Source organism: Citrobacter sp. MGH106, assembly GCF_001037495.1.
GTDB classification, from domain to species: domain Bacteria; phylum Pseudomonadota; class Gammaproteobacteria; order Enterobacterales; family Enterobacteriaceae; genus Citrobacter; species Citrobacter murliniae.
The window spans coordinates 737,145-755,971 of sequence record NZ_KQ089822.1 but is presented as its reverse complement, the minus strand read 5'-3'; the positions used below and the strand labels follow the sequence as shown (position 1 = coordinate 755,971).

At 52.0% G+C, this 18,827-nt stretch carries 20 protein-coding genes and 1 other RNA gene; 7 read left to right on the top strand and 14 right to left on the bottom strand.

Annotated features, from left to right (window positions below):
- Positions 1–54 precede the first annotated feature (54 nt).
- From SK36_RS03525 to SK36_RS25195, 6 genes are all read left to right on the top strand, one after another.
- On the top strand, positions 55–1,464 hold the full coding sequence (locus SK36_RS03525; protein WP_048220774.1) for a TolC family outer membrane protein: 1,410 nt from the start codon (positions 55–57) through the stop codon (positions 1,462–1,464).
- On the top strand, positions 1,461–3,647 hold the full coding sequence (locus tag SK36_RS03520) for a type I secretion system permease/ATPase (protein ID WP_048220773.1): 2,187 nt from the start codon (positions 1,461–1,463) through the stop codon (positions 3,645–3,647). The genes SK36_RS03525 and SK36_RS03520 overlap by 4 nt, the downstream gene beginning before the upstream one ends.
- Before the next feature lie 7 nt (positions 3,648–3,654).
- A complete protein-coding gene (locus SK36_RS03515) occupies positions 3,655–4,818 on the top strand; it encodes a beta-barrel domain-containing protein (RefSeq protein ID WP_136345271.1) in 1,164 nt (387 codons plus the stop codon).
- A gap of 72 nt (positions 4,819–4,890) precedes the next feature.
- Positions 4,891–5,253: a transfer-messenger RNA gene (ssrA, locus tag SK36_RS23320) on the top strand.
- Positions 5,254–5,430: 177 nt separating this feature from the next.
- Complete coding sequence (locus tag SK36_RS03510; protein ID WP_048220772.1) at positions 5,431–5,757, top strand: hypothetical protein; 327 nt, start codon at positions 5,431–5,433, stop codon at positions 5,755–5,757.
- Between the two features lie 269 nt (positions 5,758–6,026).
- Entirely contained in the window at positions 6,027–6,143 is a 117-nt protein-coding gene (locus tag SK36_RS25195) for a YnaM/YnfT family protein (RefSeq protein ID WP_352471416.1), read from the top strand.
- 47 nt (positions 6,144–6,190) lie between these two features.
- Here SK36_RS25195 and SK36_RS03505 read toward each other — a convergent pair whose 3' ends face one another.
- Positions 6,191–6,580 carry a HumD family translesion DNA polymerase gene (locus tag SK36_RS03505; RefSeq protein WP_048220771.1) on the bottom strand — a complete coding sequence of 130 codons (390 nt, stop codon included), beginning with the start codon at positions 6,578–6,580 and terminating at the stop codon, positions 6,191–6,193.
- Between the two features lie 2 nt (positions 6,581–6,582).
- Positions 6,583–6,825 carry a hypothetical protein gene (locus SK36_RS25190; protein ID WP_000982849.1) on the bottom strand — a complete coding sequence of 81 codons (243 nt, stop codon included), beginning with the start codon at positions 6,823–6,825 and terminating at the stop codon, positions 6,583–6,585.
- A gap of 75 nt (positions 6,826–6,900) precedes the next feature.
- Here SK36_RS25190 and SK36_RS03495 point away from each other — a divergent pair, with 75 nt between their 5' ends.
- Positions 6,901–7,143 (top strand): DinI family protein, encoded by a 243-nt coding sequence (locus SK36_RS03495; RefSeq protein WP_048220770.1) that lies wholly within the window; start codon positions 6,901–6,903, stop codon positions 7,141–7,143.
- A gap of 145 nt (positions 7,144–7,288) precedes the next feature.
- Here SK36_RS03495 and SK36_RS03490 read toward each other — a convergent pair whose 3' ends face one another.
- From SK36_RS03490 to SK36_RS03440, 12 genes are all read right to left on the bottom strand, one after another.
- The gene (locus SK36_RS03490; RefSeq protein WP_048220769.1) at positions 7,289–8,515 is read right to left on the bottom strand and encodes a tail fiber domain-containing protein; all 1,227 of its coding nucleotides are present in this window, start codon (positions 8,513–8,515) and stop codon (positions 7,289–7,291) included.
- Positions 8,516–8,573: 58 nt separating this feature from the next.
- Complete coding sequence (gene cor / locus SK36_RS23310) at positions 8,574–8,813, bottom strand: phage exclusion lipoprotein Cor (protein ID WP_071696700.1); 240 nt, start codon at positions 8,811–8,813, stop codon at positions 8,574–8,576.
- Positions 8,814–8,921: 108 nt separating this feature from the next.
- Positions 8,922–9,596 (bottom strand): hypothetical protein, encoded by a 675-nt coding sequence (locus SK36_RS03485; RefSeq protein WP_048220768.1) that lies wholly within the window; start codon positions 9,594–9,596, stop codon positions 8,922–8,924.
- Entirely contained in the window at positions 9,597–9,914 is a 318-nt protein-coding gene (locus SK36_RS03480) for a hypothetical protein (protein ID WP_048220767.1), read from the bottom strand.
- Positions 9,907–13,083 (bottom strand): TipJ family phage tail tip protein, encoded by a 3,177-nt coding sequence (locus SK36_RS03475; protein ID WP_048220766.1) that lies wholly within the window; start codon positions 13,081–13,083, stop codon positions 9,907–9,909. Before SK36_RS03475 ends, SK36_RS03480 begins: the two co-directional genes overlap by 8 nt.
- Before the next feature lie 54 nt (positions 13,084–13,137).
- On the bottom strand, positions 13,138–13,728 hold the full coding sequence (locus SK36_RS03470; RefSeq protein WP_048220765.1) for a tail assembly protein: 591 nt from the start codon (positions 13,726–13,728) through the stop codon (positions 13,138–13,140).
- A gap of 34 nt (positions 13,729–13,762) precedes the next feature.
- A complete protein-coding gene (locus SK36_RS03465) occupies positions 13,763–14,185 on the bottom strand; it encodes a hypothetical protein (protein WP_003826218.1) in 423 nt (140 codons plus the stop codon).
- 31 nt (positions 14,186–14,216) lie between these two features.
- On the bottom strand, positions 14,217–14,927 hold the full coding sequence (locus SK36_RS03460) for a C40 family peptidase (protein WP_048220764.1): 711 nt from the start codon (positions 14,925–14,927) through the stop codon (positions 14,217–14,219).
- Between the two features lies 1 nt (position 14,928).
- Positions 14,929–15,684 carry a phage minor tail protein L gene (locus tag SK36_RS03455; RefSeq protein WP_008322438.1) on the bottom strand — a complete coding sequence of 252 codons (756 nt, stop codon included), beginning with the start codon at positions 15,682–15,684 and terminating at the stop codon, positions 14,929–14,931.
- Positions 15,681–16,028, bottom strand: a complete 348-nt coding sequence (locus tag SK36_RS03450) for a phage tail protein (RefSeq protein ID WP_008322439.1) — start codon at positions 16,026–16,028, stop codon at positions 15,681–15,683. Before SK36_RS03450 ends, SK36_RS03455 begins: the two co-directional genes overlap by 4 nt.
- A 3-nt stretch (positions 16,029–16,031) precedes the next feature.
- Positions 16,032–18,548 carry a phage tail tape measure protein gene (locus SK36_RS03445; RefSeq protein ID WP_048220763.1) on the bottom strand — a complete coding sequence of 839 codons (2,517 nt, stop codon included), beginning with the start codon at positions 18,546–18,548 and terminating at the stop codon, positions 16,032–16,034.
- Entirely contained in the window at positions 18,526–18,804 is a 279-nt protein-coding gene (locus SK36_RS03440; protein ID WP_003034817.1) for a phage tail assembly protein T, read from the bottom strand. The genes SK36_RS03445 and SK36_RS03440 overlap by 23 nt, the downstream gene beginning before the upstream one ends.
- Between the last annotated feature and the right edge of the window lie 23 nt (positions 18,805–18,827).

Genomic DNA, 18,827 nt, shown 5'->3' with positions numbered 1-18,827 from the left:
ATGACGTCCGGGGCAATAACAGTCGTCACAGCCGTATTTTGAAAGGGATAAACTATGAGACGTGTCGCCCCTGTCGCTTTACTGCTGGCATTAACGCTCTGTTCCTTATGGGTTAATGCCGAAGATGAACCTCAAGTTATTACGCCGGAAGGGCTGGCCACCAGCCAGATGCTTCCCTCTCTCGATGGTTCCATGGCCGAACTACCGCTTAGCGCCGCCGCGCCCGGCAATCTGACGCTTAGCGATGCGGTAAGCCGCGCTGTAAGCTGGCACCCCTCTATTCGTGAATCCATCGGTAAACTGCTCTCACAGAATGAGCAGATCGACGTGGCGAAATCGAAATATTATCCGCAGGTCACTGCCGGAATGAACAACGGATACAGCAATACCTATAACGATCACGGTTTCAGCCCGTCACTGGTGATCTCGGTATCGCAAATGCTGTACGACTTCGGCAAAGTCGCAAGCCAGGTCCGGGCTGAAACCGCCGGGGCCGCTCAACAACAGGCAAACGTATTACTCAGCATTGATACCGTCGCCCACGCCACCGCAAACGCCATTGTCCAGGTTCAGGCGTGGCAGCAAATGGTCGATGCCGCCGAAGAGCAGCTCGTTGCCCTGAACGGCATTGGCAGGCTGACCCGGGAACGCAATAATGAAGGGGCGACGTCGCAGTCAGACGTGGTACAAACTGACGCGCGTATTGAGTCTGCTCGCTCACTGCTGGCGCAGTATCAGGCTAACCTAGACAGCAGCAAGGCGACGCTGATGAGTTTTCTCGGCTGGAACTCACTCAACGGCATCAGCAATGAGTTCCCGGTCAAACTGGACAGCAGTTGTGATGTGGCAAAACCGGATGACCGGCTGGTTCCAGCCGTACTCGCGGCATGGGCACAGGCAAACATCGCACAGGCAAACCTGGACTACGCCAATGCGCAAATGACACCGACCTTCTCTCTGGAGCCCTCTGTTCAGCATTACCTTAATGACAAGTATCCCAGCCATGAAGTACTCGACAAAACACAGTACTCAACGTGGGTAAAAGTTGAGATGCCGCTGTATCAGGGCGGCGGCCTCACAGCCCGACGCAACGCCGCCAGCCATGCGGTCGAGTCCGCACAATATTCCATCCAGCGCACCCGACTCGACGTACGTCAGAAATTACTGGAGTCCCGTAGCCAGGCGATGAGTCTCGCCAGCGCCCTGCAAATTCTGCGCCGCCAGCATCAGCTGAGCGAACGTACGCGCGAACTTTATCAGCAGCAGTATCTCGACCTCGGTTCACGTCCGCTGCTCGACGTACTGAATGCAGAACAGGAAGTGTATCAGGCCCGTTTTGCCGAGCTACAGACCCAAAGTCAGCTTCGTCAGCTTCAACTGAACTGCCTCTACAACACCGGATCGCTACGTCAGGCGTTCGCCTTAAATAACCGCAGCATCCAGTCGGTGGAGATACAGCTATGAGCCAGGTCGACCCGCATACCGAAGATGTCATTGGAGAACCGACTCTCAGCCAATGGGCGCAGGCGATTACCCACATTGCCGGCCACTACCGCGTGACCTGTTCACCCGGTGCAATTCAGGCCAACGCCCCGTGGTTTGCTGGTAAAAACAGGTCTCTCGCCCTGACGCAGCTGGCCCGACAGGCTGGGTTGTCATTTCATACACTGGATACCACAAAACAGGTATTCAGCCAGTGGCGTTTACCAGTGGTGGCTGAACTTCGCGACGGCCAAATTATGGTGATAGAACATTTCAACGGCGAAGATACGCTGGATGTGTTTATCATTGCCGAAGAGGGACAGCGCAATCGGTTGACTGTTACGGAACTGCTGCCGGAAATCCACACCATCACCGCACTGCGCCCATTATCAGCGCTGAAAGACAGTCGGGTAGATCGCTACATTTCGCGCTTTAAGCCTGACTGGATGCGTGAACTGGTGTTAAAGGACATCCGTCCTTACCTGCCGGTAATGATCGCCGCATTTCTGATTAACGTCCTGTCGCTCGCCGGGATTATCTTTTCCATGCAGGTCTATGACCGGGTTATCCCGGCCCAGTCGTATCCCACCTTGTATGTTCTCTCAACTGGAGTGCTGGTCGCGGTGCTGTTTGGCTTTTTACTCCGCGAAGCGCGAACCCATATTATGGATCTGCTCGGTAAACGCGCTGACATGCGGATTTCCGATCGCGTGTTCAGCCATGCCTTGCGGCTGCGCAACAGCGCAGTGCCTCGCTCAACGGGAAGCTTTATTTCCCAGCTACGCGAGCTGGAGCAGGTGCGTGAGATGATCACCTCCTCCACCATGTCGACCATTGTTGATCTGCCCTTTTTCTTTCTGTTTATTGTCGTGCTGGCATGCATTGCCCCACCGCTGGCGTGGATAGCTCCTGTCGCCGCCATTCTGATGATCCTGCCGGGATTGCTGTTACAGAAAAAACTGTCGGTGCTCGCCAACCAGGCTGCTCACGAATCCACTCTACGTAACGCAGTGCTGGTCGAGAGCGTACAGGGGCTGGAAGACATCAAACTGATGCAGGCGGAGAACCGCTTTTTGCAGCAGTGGAACAGCTACATCCGCATTACCGGAGAGTCCGGTCTGCGCACCCGCAAGCTGACACAGGGACTGATTGGCTGGGGAATGTCGGTACAAAGTCTGGTCTACGCGGCAATCATTATGTTCGGTGCACCGATGGTCATTGAAGGTACGATGACCACCGGGGCCGTGGTGGCGGCCTCCATGCTCGGCTCACGGATGATCGCCCCAATGGCTAATCTGTGCGGCGTGCTGGCACGCTGGCAGCAGGTCAAAGCGGCGAAGATGGGTCTGGACAGCATTATGCAGTTGCCCACTGAAACCCAGCACGATGAAAACCGGGTACATCAGGAGATCTTTCATGGCCACTATCTGTTTGAAAATGCGCATTTTCGCTACCACAGTGAGGACCAGCGCGTACCGCTGCGCATCTCGCGCCTGGAAATCATGCCAGGAGAACGGGTCGCCATCCTCGGACGTAACGGCGCAGGAAAATCCACTCTGCTACAGGCAATGGCAGGTGGCATAGACATTATTCAGGGCGATGTCCGGCTTGATAACCTGAGCCTGGCGCAAATCGATATGGCTGATTTACGCAGAAACATCGGATTTCTCAGCCAAAACGCGCGACTGTTTTTCGGGACGCTGCGCGAGAACCTGACCCTCGGCGCACCACATGCCAGCGATGCGCAGATATTTGACGCACTGGAAGTCAGCGGCGCAGCAGCATTTGTGAAGCAGCTCGCCAAAGGGCTGGCTCACCCTATTATGGAGGGTGGCAACGGTCTCTCCGGCGGGCAACGACAGTCAATTCTGCTGGCAAGAATGCTTCTGAGATCCCCCAATATCGTACTGCTCGACGAGCCAAGCGCATCGCTGGATGAACACACCGAGCGAGAGTTTATTCAACGACTGAACCTGTGGCTGGGCAACCGCACGCTGGTTGTCGCCACCCATCGCGTTCCGGTTCTCGAACTTGTCGAACGCGTGGTGGTGTTAAAAGAAGGTCAACTGGTAATGGATGCCCCGAAAGCACAAGCGCTGAATGCAAGCCGGGCTTCCACACAGACTCACGGTCGGGAGTGGAAAAATGAAAACCAATCCGCATGATGCCGCCATGGACGACCTCGATATCCGCCGCGAACACCGTTTTTCCGGTGCCAGCAGTATTATTCTGCTCAGCACACTGCTGTTTGCGGTATTAGCGATATGGGCGTATTTCGGCAAACTGGATGAAGTTTCCACCGGTAGCGGGAAAGTGATCCCCAGCTCGCGTGAGCAGGTGTTGCAGTCGCTCGACGGCGGTATCCTCGCAGAACTGACAGTGCGCGAAGGAGATAAAGTGCAAGCCAATCAAATTGTGGCTCGTCTCGACCCGACCCGTTCTGAATCAAACGTTGGTGAAAGCGCAGCCCGATTCCGCGCCTCGCTGGCCTCCAGCGCAAGGCTCAATGCCGAAGTCAACGATCTACCGCTGACATTTCCCGACTCGCTAAAAGCCTGGCCGGAGCTTATCGCCACCGAAACCCGCTTGTATAAAAGCCGTCGGGCACAACTTGCCGACTCGATGGTGGAACTGCAGGATGCGCTGGTATCAGTGAATAAAGAGCTGGCGATCACCCAACGACTGGAGAAAAGCGGAGCCGCCAGCCATGTGGAAGTGCTGCGCCTGCAGCGACAAAAAAGCGATTTGGGGCTGAAAATCACTGACCTGCGCTCGCAATATTACGTGCAGGCGCGTGAAGCACTGTCAAAAGCGAACGCAGAAGTGGATATGCTCGCATCTATTTTGAAAGGACGCGAGGATTCTGTTACCCGCCTGACGGTGCGTACCCCCATGCGCGGCATCGTGAAAAACATCCAGGTCACCACCATTGGCGGCGTAATTCCGCCTAACGGCGAAATGATGGAGATCGTGCCAGTGGATGATCACCTGTTGATTGAAACACGCCTGTCACCGCGCGACATCGCATTTATCCATCCCGGCCAGCGGGCGTTGGTGAAGATCACTGCCTATGACTACGCCATTTATGGCGGGCTGGAAGGTGTGGTTGAAACCATCTCACCGGATACTATCCAGGACAAAGTAAAACCGGAAATTTTCTACTACCGTGTTTTTATCCGCACCCACCAGGACTATTTGCAGAACAAACTGGGACGTCATTTCTCTATCGTTCCGGGTATGATTGCCACAGTGGATATAAAAACAGGTGAAAAAACCATCGTCGACTATTTAATCAAACCGTTTAACCGCGCAAAAGAAGCGCTGCGCGAGCGGTAAATCGTTGAGGATAAGGGGTTGCAGGGGCTGGTCACGCATGTCACAAGTCTGTTATACTTACTGCAACACATTGGGGCTGATTCTGGATTCGACGGGATTTGCGAAACCCAAGGTGCATGCCGAGGGGCGGTTGGCCTCGTAAAAAGCCGCAAAAAAATAGTCGCAAACGACGAAAACTACGCTTTAGCAGCTTAATAACCTGCTAAGAGCCCTCTCTCCCTAGCTTCCGCTCTTAAGACGGGGATCAAGAGAGGTCAAACCCAAAAGAGATCGCATGGATGTCCTGCCTGGGGCTGAAGTGCTAAAACTAATCAGGCTAGTTCGTTAGTGGCGTGTCTGTCCGCAGCTGGCGTGCGAATGTAAAGACTGACTAAGCATGTAGTACCGAGGATGTAGGAATTTCGGACGCGGGTTCAACTCCCGCCAGCTCCACCAATCATGATTGGACAGTGCCAGGACAGCACTAGCAAAAACAGGAAGTTAGCAGTCTCAGCAGGACACCGACCAGACGGTGAGGGGACAAAAAAGGATACGCAAAGGAGCCGCGGCTCCCTAGTGACATGAAAGCCCGCTGATGCGGGCTTTTTTATGCAAAGGGTAAAGGAGAAGGCTATGTCATTAAGTTATGCTTGGGAAAAATTTCATATCGCAGTTCTCACTCTAGCTGGAGCTGGCAGCACTAAGGAACGTTTGTCCAATGCCTATATTTTTAGCATTGGACATATTAAAACTTCAGAAGACATCCCTGCAGACCTCCGTGAAAAATTCGAAAATCTTTGTGATACATTGACCAGCGTTGATCCGACAGGACAAGAAGGAAAAGTTCAAGCAACTGTTGCCCAGATGGATGAGCTTGATATTTCGAAAGTTACTGAAGATATTATTAGTTTTTACGATACCCTCTGCCGCCGTTTAGCTCTTGAGGATGGAACGCACTAACATGGGGTGTCGGGGGTCGGAGGTTCAAATCCTCTCGTGCCGACCAAAAATCCTCTAAGAACCAGCCTGTTACGGCTGGTTTTTTTATGCCTGTTTTCTGTACGGGGAAACTCCGGGGAATTATTGGGGTGAAACTATCGACAGATCACCAGCCAACTACGATCTATCGGATTGTAATATCCTCTTGAGTAGCAAGCACGATAATTGCCAGGAACCTTTTCCCTATACAGTTGTCTGACAATAGCATTCATCTGACATTAAGAAGCCCTATGATTACTAGTCTCTCATTGGTATTTGCCGTGATTACCACTCTGTGCATCATGTTGTTCGCTGCGGTAAAAGTAGGGGTTGGTTTGTCTAACAATCCAGACAGAAATGATAATTAACCTAAACCACGTAACCCCACTTCATACTTCACTTAACAGTGATGTGCTCACATCACCGGGCAATCATCAAATTCCGCTTTCCTGGCATCATTAATGATGTACGTGATCACCCCGAATATAGCGGGCGCAGAACTGTAACCATCATCATCTGCTGGCAGCGCCTCCCTTCTCCCGTTATCCAGATTAACCAGGTGGGGCTGAGGATGAGTCCGATATCGCTTGATCCTGAATTCCCCGTCTATCGCGCATATCAGCAGCGAGCCATCACAGGGAGAAAGTGACGCATCAACAACAAGCAGCGCCCCCTGGATTATCCCTTCCCTGAAATGTGAACGTGATGCACGCATGAAGTAAGTCGCTGCGGGCTGACTGATAAGCTGCTGATCAAGGGAAATCCTTGTTTCAACGTAATCTGCCGCAGGTGAAGGAAAGCCCATGGCTATAGACCTCCGTTTGGATTGAACAGCTGAAAGGTACGGTTCTCGCCTTCCTGCGTTGATACATCGCGGAATGTTGTCACATACCACTCGATCCATTCGTTGGCCTGCTTCATCGTCCAGTTCCAGTTAACCTTGCTCAGTTCCTGGACAAACCGTTGCGTGGTTACGGTCTTCCGGCCATTTGGTTCCTGCTGTATCGAAGCATACCAGGCTATTTCAATATCGCTGCGTCGTGGCATCATCACGCCCTCTCTTGAATACTGCATAAAAACACAGTATAAATACTGTATATCCATCCAGTAAAGGAGCAATAAGCAATGTTCGTGGAACTCGTTTATGACAAAAGGAATTTTGATGGTCTGCCCGGTGCAAAAGATATCATTCTGGGCGAGTTGACCAGGAGGGTTCACCGTATCTTCCCTGATGCTGATGTTCGGGTTAAACCGATGATGACACTGCCGGCGATCAATACCGACGCCAGCAAGCATGAGAAGGAACAGATAAGCCGTACTGTTCAGGAAATGTTTGAAGAGTCTGATATGTGGCTGGTTTCAGATTAAATGCCTTGAACCGTCATATTGCACAGGTACAATCCGATGCGACTGGGAACCACCCAATACTCGCTATATTGTAAGGTAACCAGTCGGCCGCAGTTACGTTCTTGCATACGACGTGACTGCGGCAATTCATATCACAAGAAAGGCATCACACACTGCTGTTCTGAAGTTCAGTAATTTGTTTCTGTAATGCCTGAATTGATAACGTCAGTTTGGCAATCATTGCTGTCTCATCCAGAGAATATGCGTCGGTAGTATCATTCTCATCATATCCATCTTCCAGACCTTTTCCCTTCACACACTCCGGGGACGTCACCACCAGGTCATTTGCGATAAATCCAAGCTTCGTTTCGCTCTCAGGAATAATACCTCGCTTCTTAAACCTGAACGTCGCGGGCTTCCATTCCATAACTTCATTCAGTGCTGTGGCAGATGCGGACAACTCACCCATCACGTTTTTATCCGAGAGATATTTTATTTCTTTTTTAAGATGTCTGTCGGATGTGGTTGTTAGCTGGAGTGCCCCCATTCGCGAATTATCAACCCACAAATCTACAGGCCCGCCAACGAAATTAAGGAAGGTTGAGTACATTTGCGGACCACCATAAATACCGGGCTGGCATAAAATGCCTCCGTTAGCGTAAAACACGGTACGCCTGTTCCCAACGGAATCAAGGTTCAGGATCACACGATTAGTACCATCGGTGAAATCAGCACGTGACCCACGGAGTCTGGCCGCTTCCTGCCCGGGGATTACATCAAACCCCAGAGAGTGAGAGAAAACGCCATCCGTTCCCCATGCCAGATTCACACCACTATTAATTTGACCTCCGGTTTTACCATTTATGGTGTTCAGGCGCGAATCGCTGCCCTGACAAAACTGTCCCTCTTTATCGCCAAATGGTTGAGAAAGTCCGGTACCGCCCTGCTCTTTAGGAACAACACCATCAACCTTATCTGCTTTATCGGCCACACTATTGATCAACTTTTTCGCAGATGGGCCCGTAGTCTGACTGGTATCTGGAAGCTTAATGGTTACATCACCGTCAGCAGTGAAAAACTGCTGCCAGTTCTGCTTGTCGTAGTTCAGTCCGCGAAGTGCCTCAGCACTCTGGGCCACCAGCGCCGCGGTAACCATATTCAGCGCCACGCGGGGAACGGCTGACCAGGCGGCACCAGATTGTGTTGGCCCGGTGAAATTACTTACCAGCGTCAATGCTGTACCGCTTTCCACTGATTTAACCGGGAGCGTATAAGGAACACCACCGACAGTGACAACAATAAAATCTCCGGCCGCCACCTCAGTAGTAAACGCGGTCCCGCTGCCAGCGACCGCATCAGAGTTATGCGTCAGGGTTAAAGTTCCTGCTGACATGGATATCTCCTGAATTCAGATAATAAAAAACCCGCCGGAGCGGGTTATTTTTGGTATTTCATTGAGAGCAATTCGAATGGGTGAAGTTATTTTTATTCACCCATCGCCAGTTAAAGGGATAACCGGCCCTGTACTCAGTCTGATTAGCAATTTTTCGCACACCGTAAATCTGCACTGACTGGGGTAGTCCACCAGCCACTAACTCAGCCTGACAAACAGGTTTCTGTTTCTCCAGAACAGGTCCTGAACATGCGGAAAGCACCAGACTGGCAATAACTGGAATAATTATATTTTTCATTTCGACACCAGAGTTAATTATTTAAACAAAAAATAACCAATGGCATCGAATAATAAAAATAGTTTTAATAGATCAATATTCTTAAATTGATCGTTTAAATCGATCGGTTTAATCATATACCGCTGTATTAATCGCCGTTATCACAATACCGCTATTTGTCGTACCGATTGAAGATCCGCTTGCTGATGTTGATGAAAGTCCTTTTATTCTTGTTCCCGCACCTTCATTGAAGCAACCCGTTCCTACATCAACAGGCTGAATGATTGGCTGCCCACCAGGCGCTGAACCAGCATGCAGAAGAACAGACCCCAGCCCTATCGGATTTACAGCCCATTTACCCGACATGTTTGCGTCGATGTTCAGCCCACCCGTTACAGCGCCGGGTGAGCCTATAGTTGTAAGGTCGCTTAATACCCGAGACTCATTCGTAAGTACCAATGTCCCTTCGGTATCCCATATAGCCACTCCCCAGGCCGGAAGAGTAAGCGGATATATGGCAAAAAAATACGCCTCCAGAACGAAAGCCGAACCTCTGTAATTAGACGCATCAACACTGAACGTGTTGCCACTTTTTGAAGCTGATATTTTCGCTGGGGTGCTGGTTCTTGCAAATACAATTCCCCCCTTCTGACCGTCGATGGTCACTGACACCGAAGCACTATTAAAGCTCCCCCCAAAAGTTGAGTTTACCGTTACTTTTCGGTAAAGCGTCATTGGTGTGGAATCAGGCGTGATAAAAGGGTTCCCGTTAGGTAATGAAATCAATGCGCCATATTTAGCCATCTACGCAGTCTCCGCAAAAACGATTAACTGCACTTTGACTGCCGGGTAATCATTAATCCCATCACTACCTGAAGGCTGTATTGTTATGGTGTTTCCAGATGCAATAATATTTCTTTTATCTGTGTAACTTATTGTCCCTTTATCCTCCAGAGTACCAACCGCAAAACCGACCTTTAAACCGGGCTCGAGGTTGAACTGGTAGCTTCCCGTTTTCTGACCTAAAGCAAGATCGATGATGCCCACCACGGTTACAGGTTTAATGCCATAGTTATTCGGGACGCCGTTAGCGTCCCATGAAGCAAATCCAAAATCAGACATTGGGAGCCACCCCTGTTAGTTTACCAATCTGCACAAACAAACGACCTTCCGGCCCTGTAAAGGAAAGATTGTTGTCGGCTTTAGAAAGACACCACCCCCCCTGATTTGCAACTTTGTAACCTTCTGACCAGATAGAACCTGAGATTTTCGCATTGTTGATTGCGGCGTTAGCAATTTTGGCGCTTGTTATACTTCCATTCTGAATAAACGCATCGCTGATAAAAACCTGACCATTAACAACAGCAAAGGGTGAATATTGCGTATCACCGCTGCCACTCATCAGGACGAACTGATTGGCGTTAAATCCGACACGAGTGACTACCGGTTTACCCGCTTCGGCCAGCACTGCAATCGACATCCCGGCGTTATACATCACACCGTTAATCCGGACCCCGGTTTTAAGGGTGTAAATCGCAGAGGCTCCGGTAGCATCAACCACGGCAGTAAGCTTGTCCTCCAGTGCGGCAGTTACATTATTGAACTGCGCCTGCACCTGCGTCGACATTTCAGCCATGGCCTTATCGACCTGCGCAATGGTCGTTTTAACCACCAGAATATCCGCGCGTACCTCGCCGTACTGCGCCCACTGATGTTCCACGGTTGCATGGTTGGCCAGCGCGTTCTGCAATGCGGCTTCGAGGTTGGTATCAATGTCGCCTGTCAGGCGGTCACCGTCTGCAGACGTCAGGAAGTCATCAGCAATATCGCCCAGGTAGTCGTCAGCATTCGCGTTGGATACACCACGAACCCAGTCGGTCCAGCCTGATTCATTACCCGTTCTGTCAACCAGCTGCGCGCGGTACCAGAACTCCTGTCCCGCCTTCAGTCCCAGTTGGGTGTATTCGGCTGACGGATAAGGCACATCCGACAGCAAAAGAGGATTAGAGAAATCACTGTTCGCGGTGTACTGAATTTCCGTTTTCAGCGTATCCCCGGTGTTAGCCGGGAATCCCCAGTTCAGGCGAATCCCCCAGTTGATCGGCGTTGTCGCAAAGCCGACAGGTTTCGGTGGATTTCCCACCTTGCCCGTCAGCGTTTTCTCTTCGGAGTAGCCCCAGCCAGAGGAAATTTCAGCGGCATTAATGGCACGCACACGCACGAGGTAGCGCCCTGCATAAATACCCGATACATCAAATGAGGTGGTGGAGCTGCGCGGCACGTTTACCCAGTTACCATCATTGCGGCGCCACTGTGCCTCGTAGGCGATAGCATTCTGCGCCTGGTCCCAGCTCACACGCATGGTTTCGACGCTGATATTCTGCTGCACCACTGAAAACGAGCTGATCACAATGTTAGCCGGCGGCGACTGGTTACCAGGCGGGATTACACTCACGGGCCGCTGGTCAATGATGGCTCCGGTATCGATACGGGCATATTTATCCGGGTCATGCCATGCGCCGGTAATAGAGAAAGTGCCATCATCATTATCGGAGACGCTGACAACTCGATACTGCTGGGCGTAGAGTTCATCTGACTCAACCACCCATACAGCTTCGGCCTGTGGTGTCTCACTGTATGCCGTGGTGACTGTGACTGATTCCCCATTAATCGCCTGAATAGTCCTGCTCTGTGACGCACCGGAGGGAAGATTGATAATAAGGCGATCGCCTGCTGCTGCATCAGCTACGCGGTCAAGTTTTATCACGCGACCGTTAACAGCACTGATGCGGCCACCCATAACTTTGCCGGACAGAAGCTCGTCTGACACGGCGATGATGTATCCCGGCTGCGGAATGTTTCCGTCCAGGCCAACATCAAACGAAACAACACGATCCTTATTGTTGGTGAGAATACCCCAGCGCCCCTTTCGGTTCGCTTCTGATTGACGGGTACAACCGATGGCTGTCATTTCCAGCTGATTAAATCCGTACCGGGCCACCAGAGGCTGCTCAAATACTGGCTCCATCGCATCCGCATAAGCGTTACCCGGATCAGACCAGGAAACCAGCGCGGTGGTATACCGCGTTTTTGTCGTGCTGCTGGAATAGGTAAAGCGTCCGTCGATAACGTTAGCGCGGGTGTAAGCGTAATCCACATCTCTCGGCATATCGGCAAGCGCAACAATCTGATCGCCGCCCCAGTACGTCATACCCCGGAATATAGCCGCAAAGTCACGCAGCACAGTGTAAGCGTCATTCCTGTCCTGAACATAGACGTTACAGGTATAGCGTGGCTCTGTCCCGCTTCCACCCTTTCCATCCGGTACCGGCTGATCGCAATATTGCGATACCTGGTACAACGTCCATTTATCGATGTTGGCTGCACTCAGGCGATTACCCAGACCAAAGCGATCGGTAATAACCAGATCGTAAAATATCCACGCCGGGTTATCGGTCCAGGCCCACTTAAACGCGCCCTGCCATGTACCACTATAAGTCCGCGTATCGGGGTCATAGTTATCAGGCACTCGGATCACCCGGCCACGTGGTTCACAGGATATCTGTGGAATCGAACCATTGAACTGACTTGAGTCGAATTCGATGTACAGCAGCGCGGTGTTCGGATAGCGCAGCTTGGCATCAATCACCTCCGTGAAGCTTTGCAGCGTCATCGTGTCGCCGATCTTGGCGCTGTTTGCGTCAGCGGTAATCTTACGCAGTCGGATTGTCCAGGTGCTGCCAGCCTGCGGTAAATCAATACGGTGGCTGCGCTCATAACCAGACGTCGTTTTGCCGGTTACGCTGGTATTAAGAACGGTTTGCCAAGTCCCACCATCAGTTTGCAGGTCTATTGCATAATTGATGGAATACCCTATCAGATCGCCGTTGTCCTCTTGCTTAAACAGAGAAGGCCATTTCAGTCGCAGGCGAACGGCTGATAGTTGGGTGTTGGTGAAGGTACGCGTCCAGGCTGTTGCGCTTGATACTTCAGTTCCAACGTTGATTTCGTTTTCGGTACCGGGAATGCCCTGAATGTAATTTTGTGCCTGAGTTCCCGCGCGAAACTCCCACGTCACACCGCTAAAGTTTTGGGAACCGTCGGAGTTTTCCAACGCCGTGCCGTCCAGGTAGATATTTTTTCCGGTTAATTGCCCTGCAAATTCCCCTTCCCCAAGCGCAACGAGGATTTTGGCCTTCGCTACAGATTGCAGATCATCAGGCTGTTCGGTAGGGGTTCGGGAACTGGAACTGCCGCCCTTGCGGCCTTTAATCGGGGTTACTGTAGCCATATTGCGCCCATAAAAAAAGCCACCATAAGGTAGCCTGAAAGGAAGATTATTTTGTTATTGCTGGTCTTCGACGTATATACCAGCAGAGATGATCGCCCCGCCAATGCGTCTGCGACCATAAAGCAGCGGGACCGGATAACCTTGTGCGGCAGTATTTGTCACCCCACCGAAAGCATATGAAGCGTGGTTATCTGCACTTTGCTTACTGGCAAGACCTGACGGTTGAGGTGAGAGCATCTGAACAACGCCGCCAAGTGCCATTGCCGCACCAATTTTCATCATAGGCACGCCAACAGCGCCGCCCCCAAAATATGTTGCTACAGCACCAACTACAACTAAAGCTGCTCCCAATATGGTTTGTAACACGCCAGCTTTTTTACTGCCTATAACGACAGGAATAATGCGAATAACCTCACCTGAAACAGGATATCCAAGATCAGATTCACTCAGATTTTTTTTACCTTTGAACACCGCATAAGTAAGACCACGCAGCTTACTTGAATTCAGAAACTTTTCGAATCCATTAATTGTACAGCATAGGGCGCTTACTGCTTCGGATGTGCTTCCGACTAATCGATAGTGTTGTTTACCAAATGTTTTCCCAAGAACACCACCTAATTCTATTTGCGTCATAACCTCAGACATAATCGCTCCATAAAAAAACCACCAGGAGGTGGTTTCATTGCACTGTAGTAGGTTTTATATCTACATTGGCATCATTGTCTATATATATTCTGACAGTCTTACTATCATCAGTTTTTATATTTATATAGCGTTCTTGCCTTTCAATTCCGGAGTTACACATACCTTTCCCATCAAATGTAGCTCCGACCGCCCATTCACCTGGAGGCAGATGAAAAATAGCCTTTTCCTTCTGGTTTAAAATTGCGGCTTTCTCACCGTTGATATACAAACTTGCTGCACAGCCTGCAGAGATAAATCCGCTGTCACGCACAACAGTAAGTACACCATCATTCGGATTAGTCTCTTGAAATTTATAGAGCTGATTTGCCGGAGCAAGTTTTGCTTTACTTGGAGGAACCACCTCAGTTGAACATCCAGACAATAACGCAATAGACAAGACTAAAAGTATTTTGTTCATATTCCATTCCCTGAGTAAACGTCCATAAAGGTTAGCACAGAGATTTATACCGTAGAACCTTCATCGTCCGTTCCTGCCAGTAGCCGCCATAAGGCACACGCTGACTCAAATGGCCATAAAGATGGTGGAGTAGCATATTGCCTTCCAGCAGGATCCCTGCATGGTTCCACTTATTAGCCTGGACCTGCATGATAACCATATCACCTGGCTGCGGTACGCCACTGAATTCACGGAATCCGCATTCATACCAGCAATCGTGGTAGAAGTTTTCGGGATAACTGTCTTCCCACCAGGGATAATCGACGCGGTAATCCGTCAACTCAATGCCATGCGTTTGCCGGAAGTAGCTCATCACCAGCCCCCAGCAATCGAAATGGCCGAGCACGAACGGACGTTCCAGCAGCGGTAACTCGCCGCGCGGCTGAATGGTGCGTAAATCCCCTTCCGGCCAGCTGACGATATGCCAGGGAAGTAACGTAGCGTCACACTGTGCCTTATCCAGTTCACTCGCCTGCGTCGTGGCATCCGGGTGGCTGTGGACAATGGCTATCACTGTGCCCCAGTCTTCGGCAGCGGCATAATCTTTCGGCGACAGGTGGAAATGCTCTGTCGGATCGGTTGCCAGATTACGGCAGGGAATGTACCGCTGCACCCTGCTTTTTTGCACCACTACGCCGCAGCATTCACGCGGATATTCAGCAGCAGCATGCGCCATAATGGCGTCGATAATTTTCTGACGCATATCAGCTCCTGATCAGGGATGTGCCAGGGAAGCCACCGAACGGCAACTCGTTCCCCTCGCCATGCCTCAACTTGCACGCAGTGAGCGTACCGGGACATTCATCGAGTGACGGATCGTTAACCGGGTTGTTGTGCTTGTCGAAATAACGCGTTCCGGCATAGTCACATCCATCACCTGAGCGATATTTGTTACGGATACACCAGGTACAAAGCGAATGTAGCTGGCGCGTCGGGATCATCAGCCCCTGCAGGTCCATTGGACTGGACAACGTAAACGCCACCACCTCGTTGGTTTCAGTGCTCTTGGCGTCAATGTAAAACACCTTCAGCTTTTCCTGCTGCGGATCCGCTGACGGGTTTCCCTCCGGATAGTTTTTCGCATCCAGATACTGCGCCAGCGTGTCATGAATCGTGACCTTTGCCTGCAGCAGGTCATCATAAGTAAGACACAGCGCCGTAATGGAACTATCCAGGTTAGCTACCGACAGCGTCGGCTGCGCGCTGGTCCCGTCGGTCGCCGTCTCAATACCCTCGATCTGGCAGGGCCAGGCTTTATATTCCTGCCCCTGCCACCAGATTGATTTCGCCGGTAGCTTATTTTCATCTCCACCAGCAGCGGCAATTTCATCGGGAGTGTGGGCAATGTTGTGGGCGTGGAAGCGGAGAACGTCGGAAACACCAAATGCGGTGCCATCGACATCAAAAAGCCGGACAACATTGCCCGGCTCAAGTTTCTGATAATCACTGTTTAAGCTCATGGTGCAAACGCCTGTTCAAAGGTGGCTGATACGGTTTCCACCGTTTTACTTTTGGTGACGCGCTGCAGGCTGTCTGCCTCAACACGCCACAGCGCAAGATCACCGCCTGGCGGGGTAAACGAAAAGGATTTCGTCTTATGGCGCCGCAGGAAAGCATAAATATCCCGGACGGTTTGCGGTTCGCCGGTAAATGAAAACTCATAACTGAGCGTTTCATCATTCATCCCGGCACCTGACACCTGCTTATAGCCATCACCAAACTGCGCCGTACGGACGGTATCCTTACTTTTCAGGGTCGGCTGGCTGGATGCTTTAATCCGCCATGCAAAATGCTCGATCGCCATTACTTACCTCTGTTTTGTTGCATTCCAGATGATGCCACCGGGCCGGACTTCTCTGGTGATACCTTCCCTGATTGAGCTGTTGATCACCTGCTGATAGGCTTTCCCCAGCGCATCGCCGCTTCCTTTCTGTTGACCGGAATCCCCCTGGCCTGTTGTCACCGAAACCGGCGCATACACGCTGACGCCAAAAGGAGAAGCAACGCCACCGCCACTCACGCCGACCAGACCACCAGTCGCATAACCACGCATCATGCGATAAAGGTTGCCGACACCTATTCGGTTGGTGGCCTCCTGCGTAAAGACAAACTCGCCACGGTGCACCACACCTGCTGGCTCATACTTGCCGCCGGATCCGGTATAACCACCGCCAGCAAAACCCAGCGCTGACGTGGCAGAACTGACCAGGCCAGCCATGGCCTGCTTCATCAGGATCTGCGTCAGCATCGACAACGTGGAACGGGTGAAATCTGCCCAGTTTGCTTTCCCTGTCGTCAGCATATCGGCCATATTCTGGCTGATACCATCGAATGTGGCTGAAGCAGCGGACTTCATCGAACCATAGGCATCAGCTGCTGAATCGGCATAGTCAGCCCACGCTGATTTCGCCCCAGCCTGCCAGTTGCCGCGGAGCTCGTCCTGTGCGGCATAATATTTCTTCAGTGCATCCAGTTCGTTCTGATAACCCTGATCGGTGTCCGTACCACCGGCATTCATCCAGCCCTGCCGCAGCTGTGCCTCTTCGTTTTGCCGCTGCGCGCCGCGGCTACTCATGCTGCCACCGGCCACCAGCGCTCGGGTCTTCTCCCCAATCTGGGTAACGTACTTCTGCGAGCTGTCCTGCAGGCGGTTTAACCGTTCTTGGGCAACAATCTGATCGCCCAGCCGGGCATTCACTTCGGCCCGCGCCAGTACCTCGTCTTTGTTCGCCAGCACCGATTTTTCATCGGCGGTCAGCGCGCGCTTTTTGGCGGCCTCTTCCAGCACCGAAAAGCGGGATTGTTGTTTCCACAATTCCTGCCGCTGCTGGCTGATGGTATCAGTGATGCTCTTATGCTCCTGCAGAGTGCGTAACTGCGCCTCCAGCTCCAGCGTCTGCGCGCTGGCAGTATCGACACTTTTCACGCCTGCTGGCGTTTTCACTGCTGACGGTTTTTTAGGCTTCTTCAGCGAGTCGTCGTATTCCTTCTTAGCGGCTGCCATCAGAATGTTGTAATCAGCCTGGAGGATACGTCCGTCTTTGATGGCCTGATTATATTCTTTCTGTTTTGCCGTAAATTTATCCAAAGCTGATTCGGTCTTTGAATATGCAGCCTGCGCCTGCGCGGCATACTTCTGGCGGTCAGATTCAATCACTGCCTCGCGGGCGGCGTTATCCTCAGTTGCCTTTGCCACACTGGCCTGCTGCTGAGCCATTTCCAGTGCAAGGCGGGCAGACTCCCGATCGTTCCAGTAGCTGGCGCGCGCATCATCATTGACATAACCATCACCTTTACGCAGATTCCAGATTTCATCCGCCCGCTTAAAGGCCGCTTCCGCTTTGGCAACCATCTCCTGCGTGGTGTCAGGCCGCCCAATATCGAGCGCCGCATCCCACATCGATTTAAAGGCACGCTTCAGGCTGTCGGCAGCAGTCTCAATCGACCCCATATTGTCGCGCAGGCTCTTTGTCTGTTCGCGAAAACCGTTCGTCGCCGCATCATTAGCTGCCTGTAGAGCCCCGGCCTCATCCCCGGCACGCTGCAGTTGCGCCACATAAGCAATCTGTTCCGCGGTAACGTTGTGGAACTGTTGCGCCATAGCAATAAGGCCTGAAGTCGGATCATTCGTCAGTTTGCCAAATGCCGCTGCCACCTTGTCGACCGGCACGCCCGACGCATCGGTGAACTTCGCTACCGCCTGACTCATCTCATCGAACCGGGCACCGGCACGCACTCCGGCGTTGACCAGCTCCATCAGCGCGCTGCTGGTCTGGTTAAACGTGAGTCCCGCCTGCTCGCCGGATTTCGCCAGCACCAGCATGCGGTTTGAGGTCAGCCCGGCAGTGTTACCGGACAGGACCAGCGTTTTGTTGAAATCAGACAGCGTGGACGAGCCCTGATACCAGGCGTAAACCACCGCGCCAGTGGCGGCAGCCAGCGCGCCAACGCCTACCATCACCGGCGATATGGTGCCCAGCAGCGCCCGAAAGGTCGGAATAATACCGCCGAAGGAGTCTTTCACCTGACCGCCCTGCTGCAGCAGGATAAGCCACGGACTCTGCCCTCCGGCCAGCTGAGTGGCGATATCCGTAAACTGCGCAGGCAGCATACGCATCGCCGCGTTGTACTGGCCGACTGAAATACCGGCCTTCTTCGCCGCGCTCTCCTGGCGGGTAAATGACTGCTGCACCTTCAGAGCAGAGTCATTCGCTGCGTCACCCGTCTGCTTAAACTGCCTTTTTACGTACTCCATCTGCTCGTTGAACTTTGACGAATTAACGTCAAGGTTAACGACCAGGTCACCCACTGCCGTCTGGGCCATAGCGAACACCTCCTGAAATGCCCTCGGCCTTTGCCATCAGCACAGCGTCACCAGGTTCATCATCGGCAATATCCTCCGCAGAAGGTGAAAGCAGGCTGAAGCTGGCAGGGGTTGATGTGGTTTTGGGGTCAAGCGCGGTAATGACGATATGCATCAGCGAGGAAAAATGTGCATCCAGTTGCGCATCATTAAAAAAATTGTCCTGGTAGAACGTTCGCCAGTCGGCGTATTCCGTTGACGACATACCAGCAAGCATGGCGCGCCAGTCCGGGCGGCGAA

Excerpts from the sequence above, each read along its gene's own strand:
- SK36_RS03525 (WP_048220774.1), top strand. The coding sequence starts at position 55 with ATGAGACGTGTCGCCCCTGTCGCTTTACTGCTGGCATTAACGCTCTGT.
- SK36_RS03520 (WP_048220773.1), top strand. The coding sequence starts at position 1,461 with ATGAGCCAGGTCGACCCGCATACCGAAGATGTCATTGGAGAACCGACT.
- SK36_RS03515 (WP_136345271.1), top strand. The coding sequence starts at position 3,655 with ATGGACGACCTCGATATCCGCCGCGAACACCGTTTTTCCGGTGCCAGC.
- SK36_RS03510 (WP_048220772.1), top strand. The coding sequence starts at position 5,431 with ATGTCATTAAGTTATGCTTGGGAAAAATTTCATATCGCAGTTCTCACT.
- SK36_RS25195 (WP_352471416.1), top strand. The coding sequence starts at position 6,027 with ATGATTACTAGTCTCTCATTGGTATTTGCCGTGATTACCACTCTGTGC.
- SK36_RS03505 (WP_048220771.1), bottom strand. The coding sequence starts at position 6,580 with ATGGGCTTTCCTTCACCTGCGGCAGATTACGTTGAAACAAGGATTTCC.
- SK36_RS25190 (WP_000982849.1), bottom strand. The coding sequence starts at position 6,825 with ATGATGCCACGACGCAGCGATATTGAAATAGCCTGGTATGCTTCGATA.
- SK36_RS03495 (WP_048220770.1), top strand. The coding sequence starts at position 6,901 with ATGTTCGTGGAACTCGTTTATGACAAAAGGAATTTTGATGGTCTGCCC.
- SK36_RS03490 (WP_048220769.1), bottom strand. The coding sequence starts at position 8,515 with ATGTCAGCAGGAACTTTAACCCTGACGCATAACTCTGATGCGGTCGCT.
- cor (WP_071696700.1), bottom strand. The coding sequence starts at position 8,813 with ATGAAAAATATAATTATTCCAGTTATTGCCAGTCTGGTGCTTTCCGCA.
- SK36_RS03485 (WP_048220768.1), bottom strand. The coding sequence starts at position 9,596 with ATGGCTAAATATGGCGCATTGATTTCATTACCTAACGGGAACCCTTTT.
- SK36_RS03480 (WP_048220767.1), bottom strand. The coding sequence starts at position 9,914 with ATGTCTGATTTTGGATTTGCTTCATGGGACGCTAACGGCGTCCCGAAT.
- SK36_RS03475 (WP_048220766.1), bottom strand. The coding sequence starts at position 13,083 with ATGGCTACAGTAACCCCGATTAAAGGCCGCAAGGGCGGCAGTTCCAGT.
- SK36_RS03470 (WP_048220765.1), bottom strand. The coding sequence starts at position 13,728 with ATGTCTGAGGTTATGACGCAAATAGAATTAGGTGGTGTTCTTGGGAAA.
- SK36_RS03465 (WP_003826218.1), bottom strand. The coding sequence starts at position 14,185 with ATGAACAAAATACTTTTAGTCTTGTCTATTGCGTTATTGTCTGGATGT.
- SK36_RS03460 (WP_048220764.1), bottom strand. The coding sequence starts at position 14,927 with ATGCGTCAGAAAATTATCGACGCCATTATGGCGCATGCTGCTGCTGAA.
- SK36_RS03455 (WP_008322438.1), bottom strand. The coding sequence starts at position 15,684 with ATGAGCTTAAACAGTGATTATCAGAAACTTGAGCCGGGCAATGTTGTC.
- SK36_RS03450 (WP_008322439.1), bottom strand. The coding sequence starts at position 16,028 with ATGGCGATCGAGCATTTTGCATGGCGGATTAAAGCATCCAGCCAGCCG.
- SK36_RS03445 (WP_048220763.1), bottom strand. The coding sequence starts at position 18,548 with ATGGCCCAGACGGCAGTGGGTGACCTGGTCGTTAACCTTGACGTTAAT.
- SK36_RS03440 (WP_003034817.1), bottom strand. The coding sequence starts at position 18,804 with ATGCTTGCTGGTATGTCGTCAACGGAATACGCCGACTGGCGAACGTTC.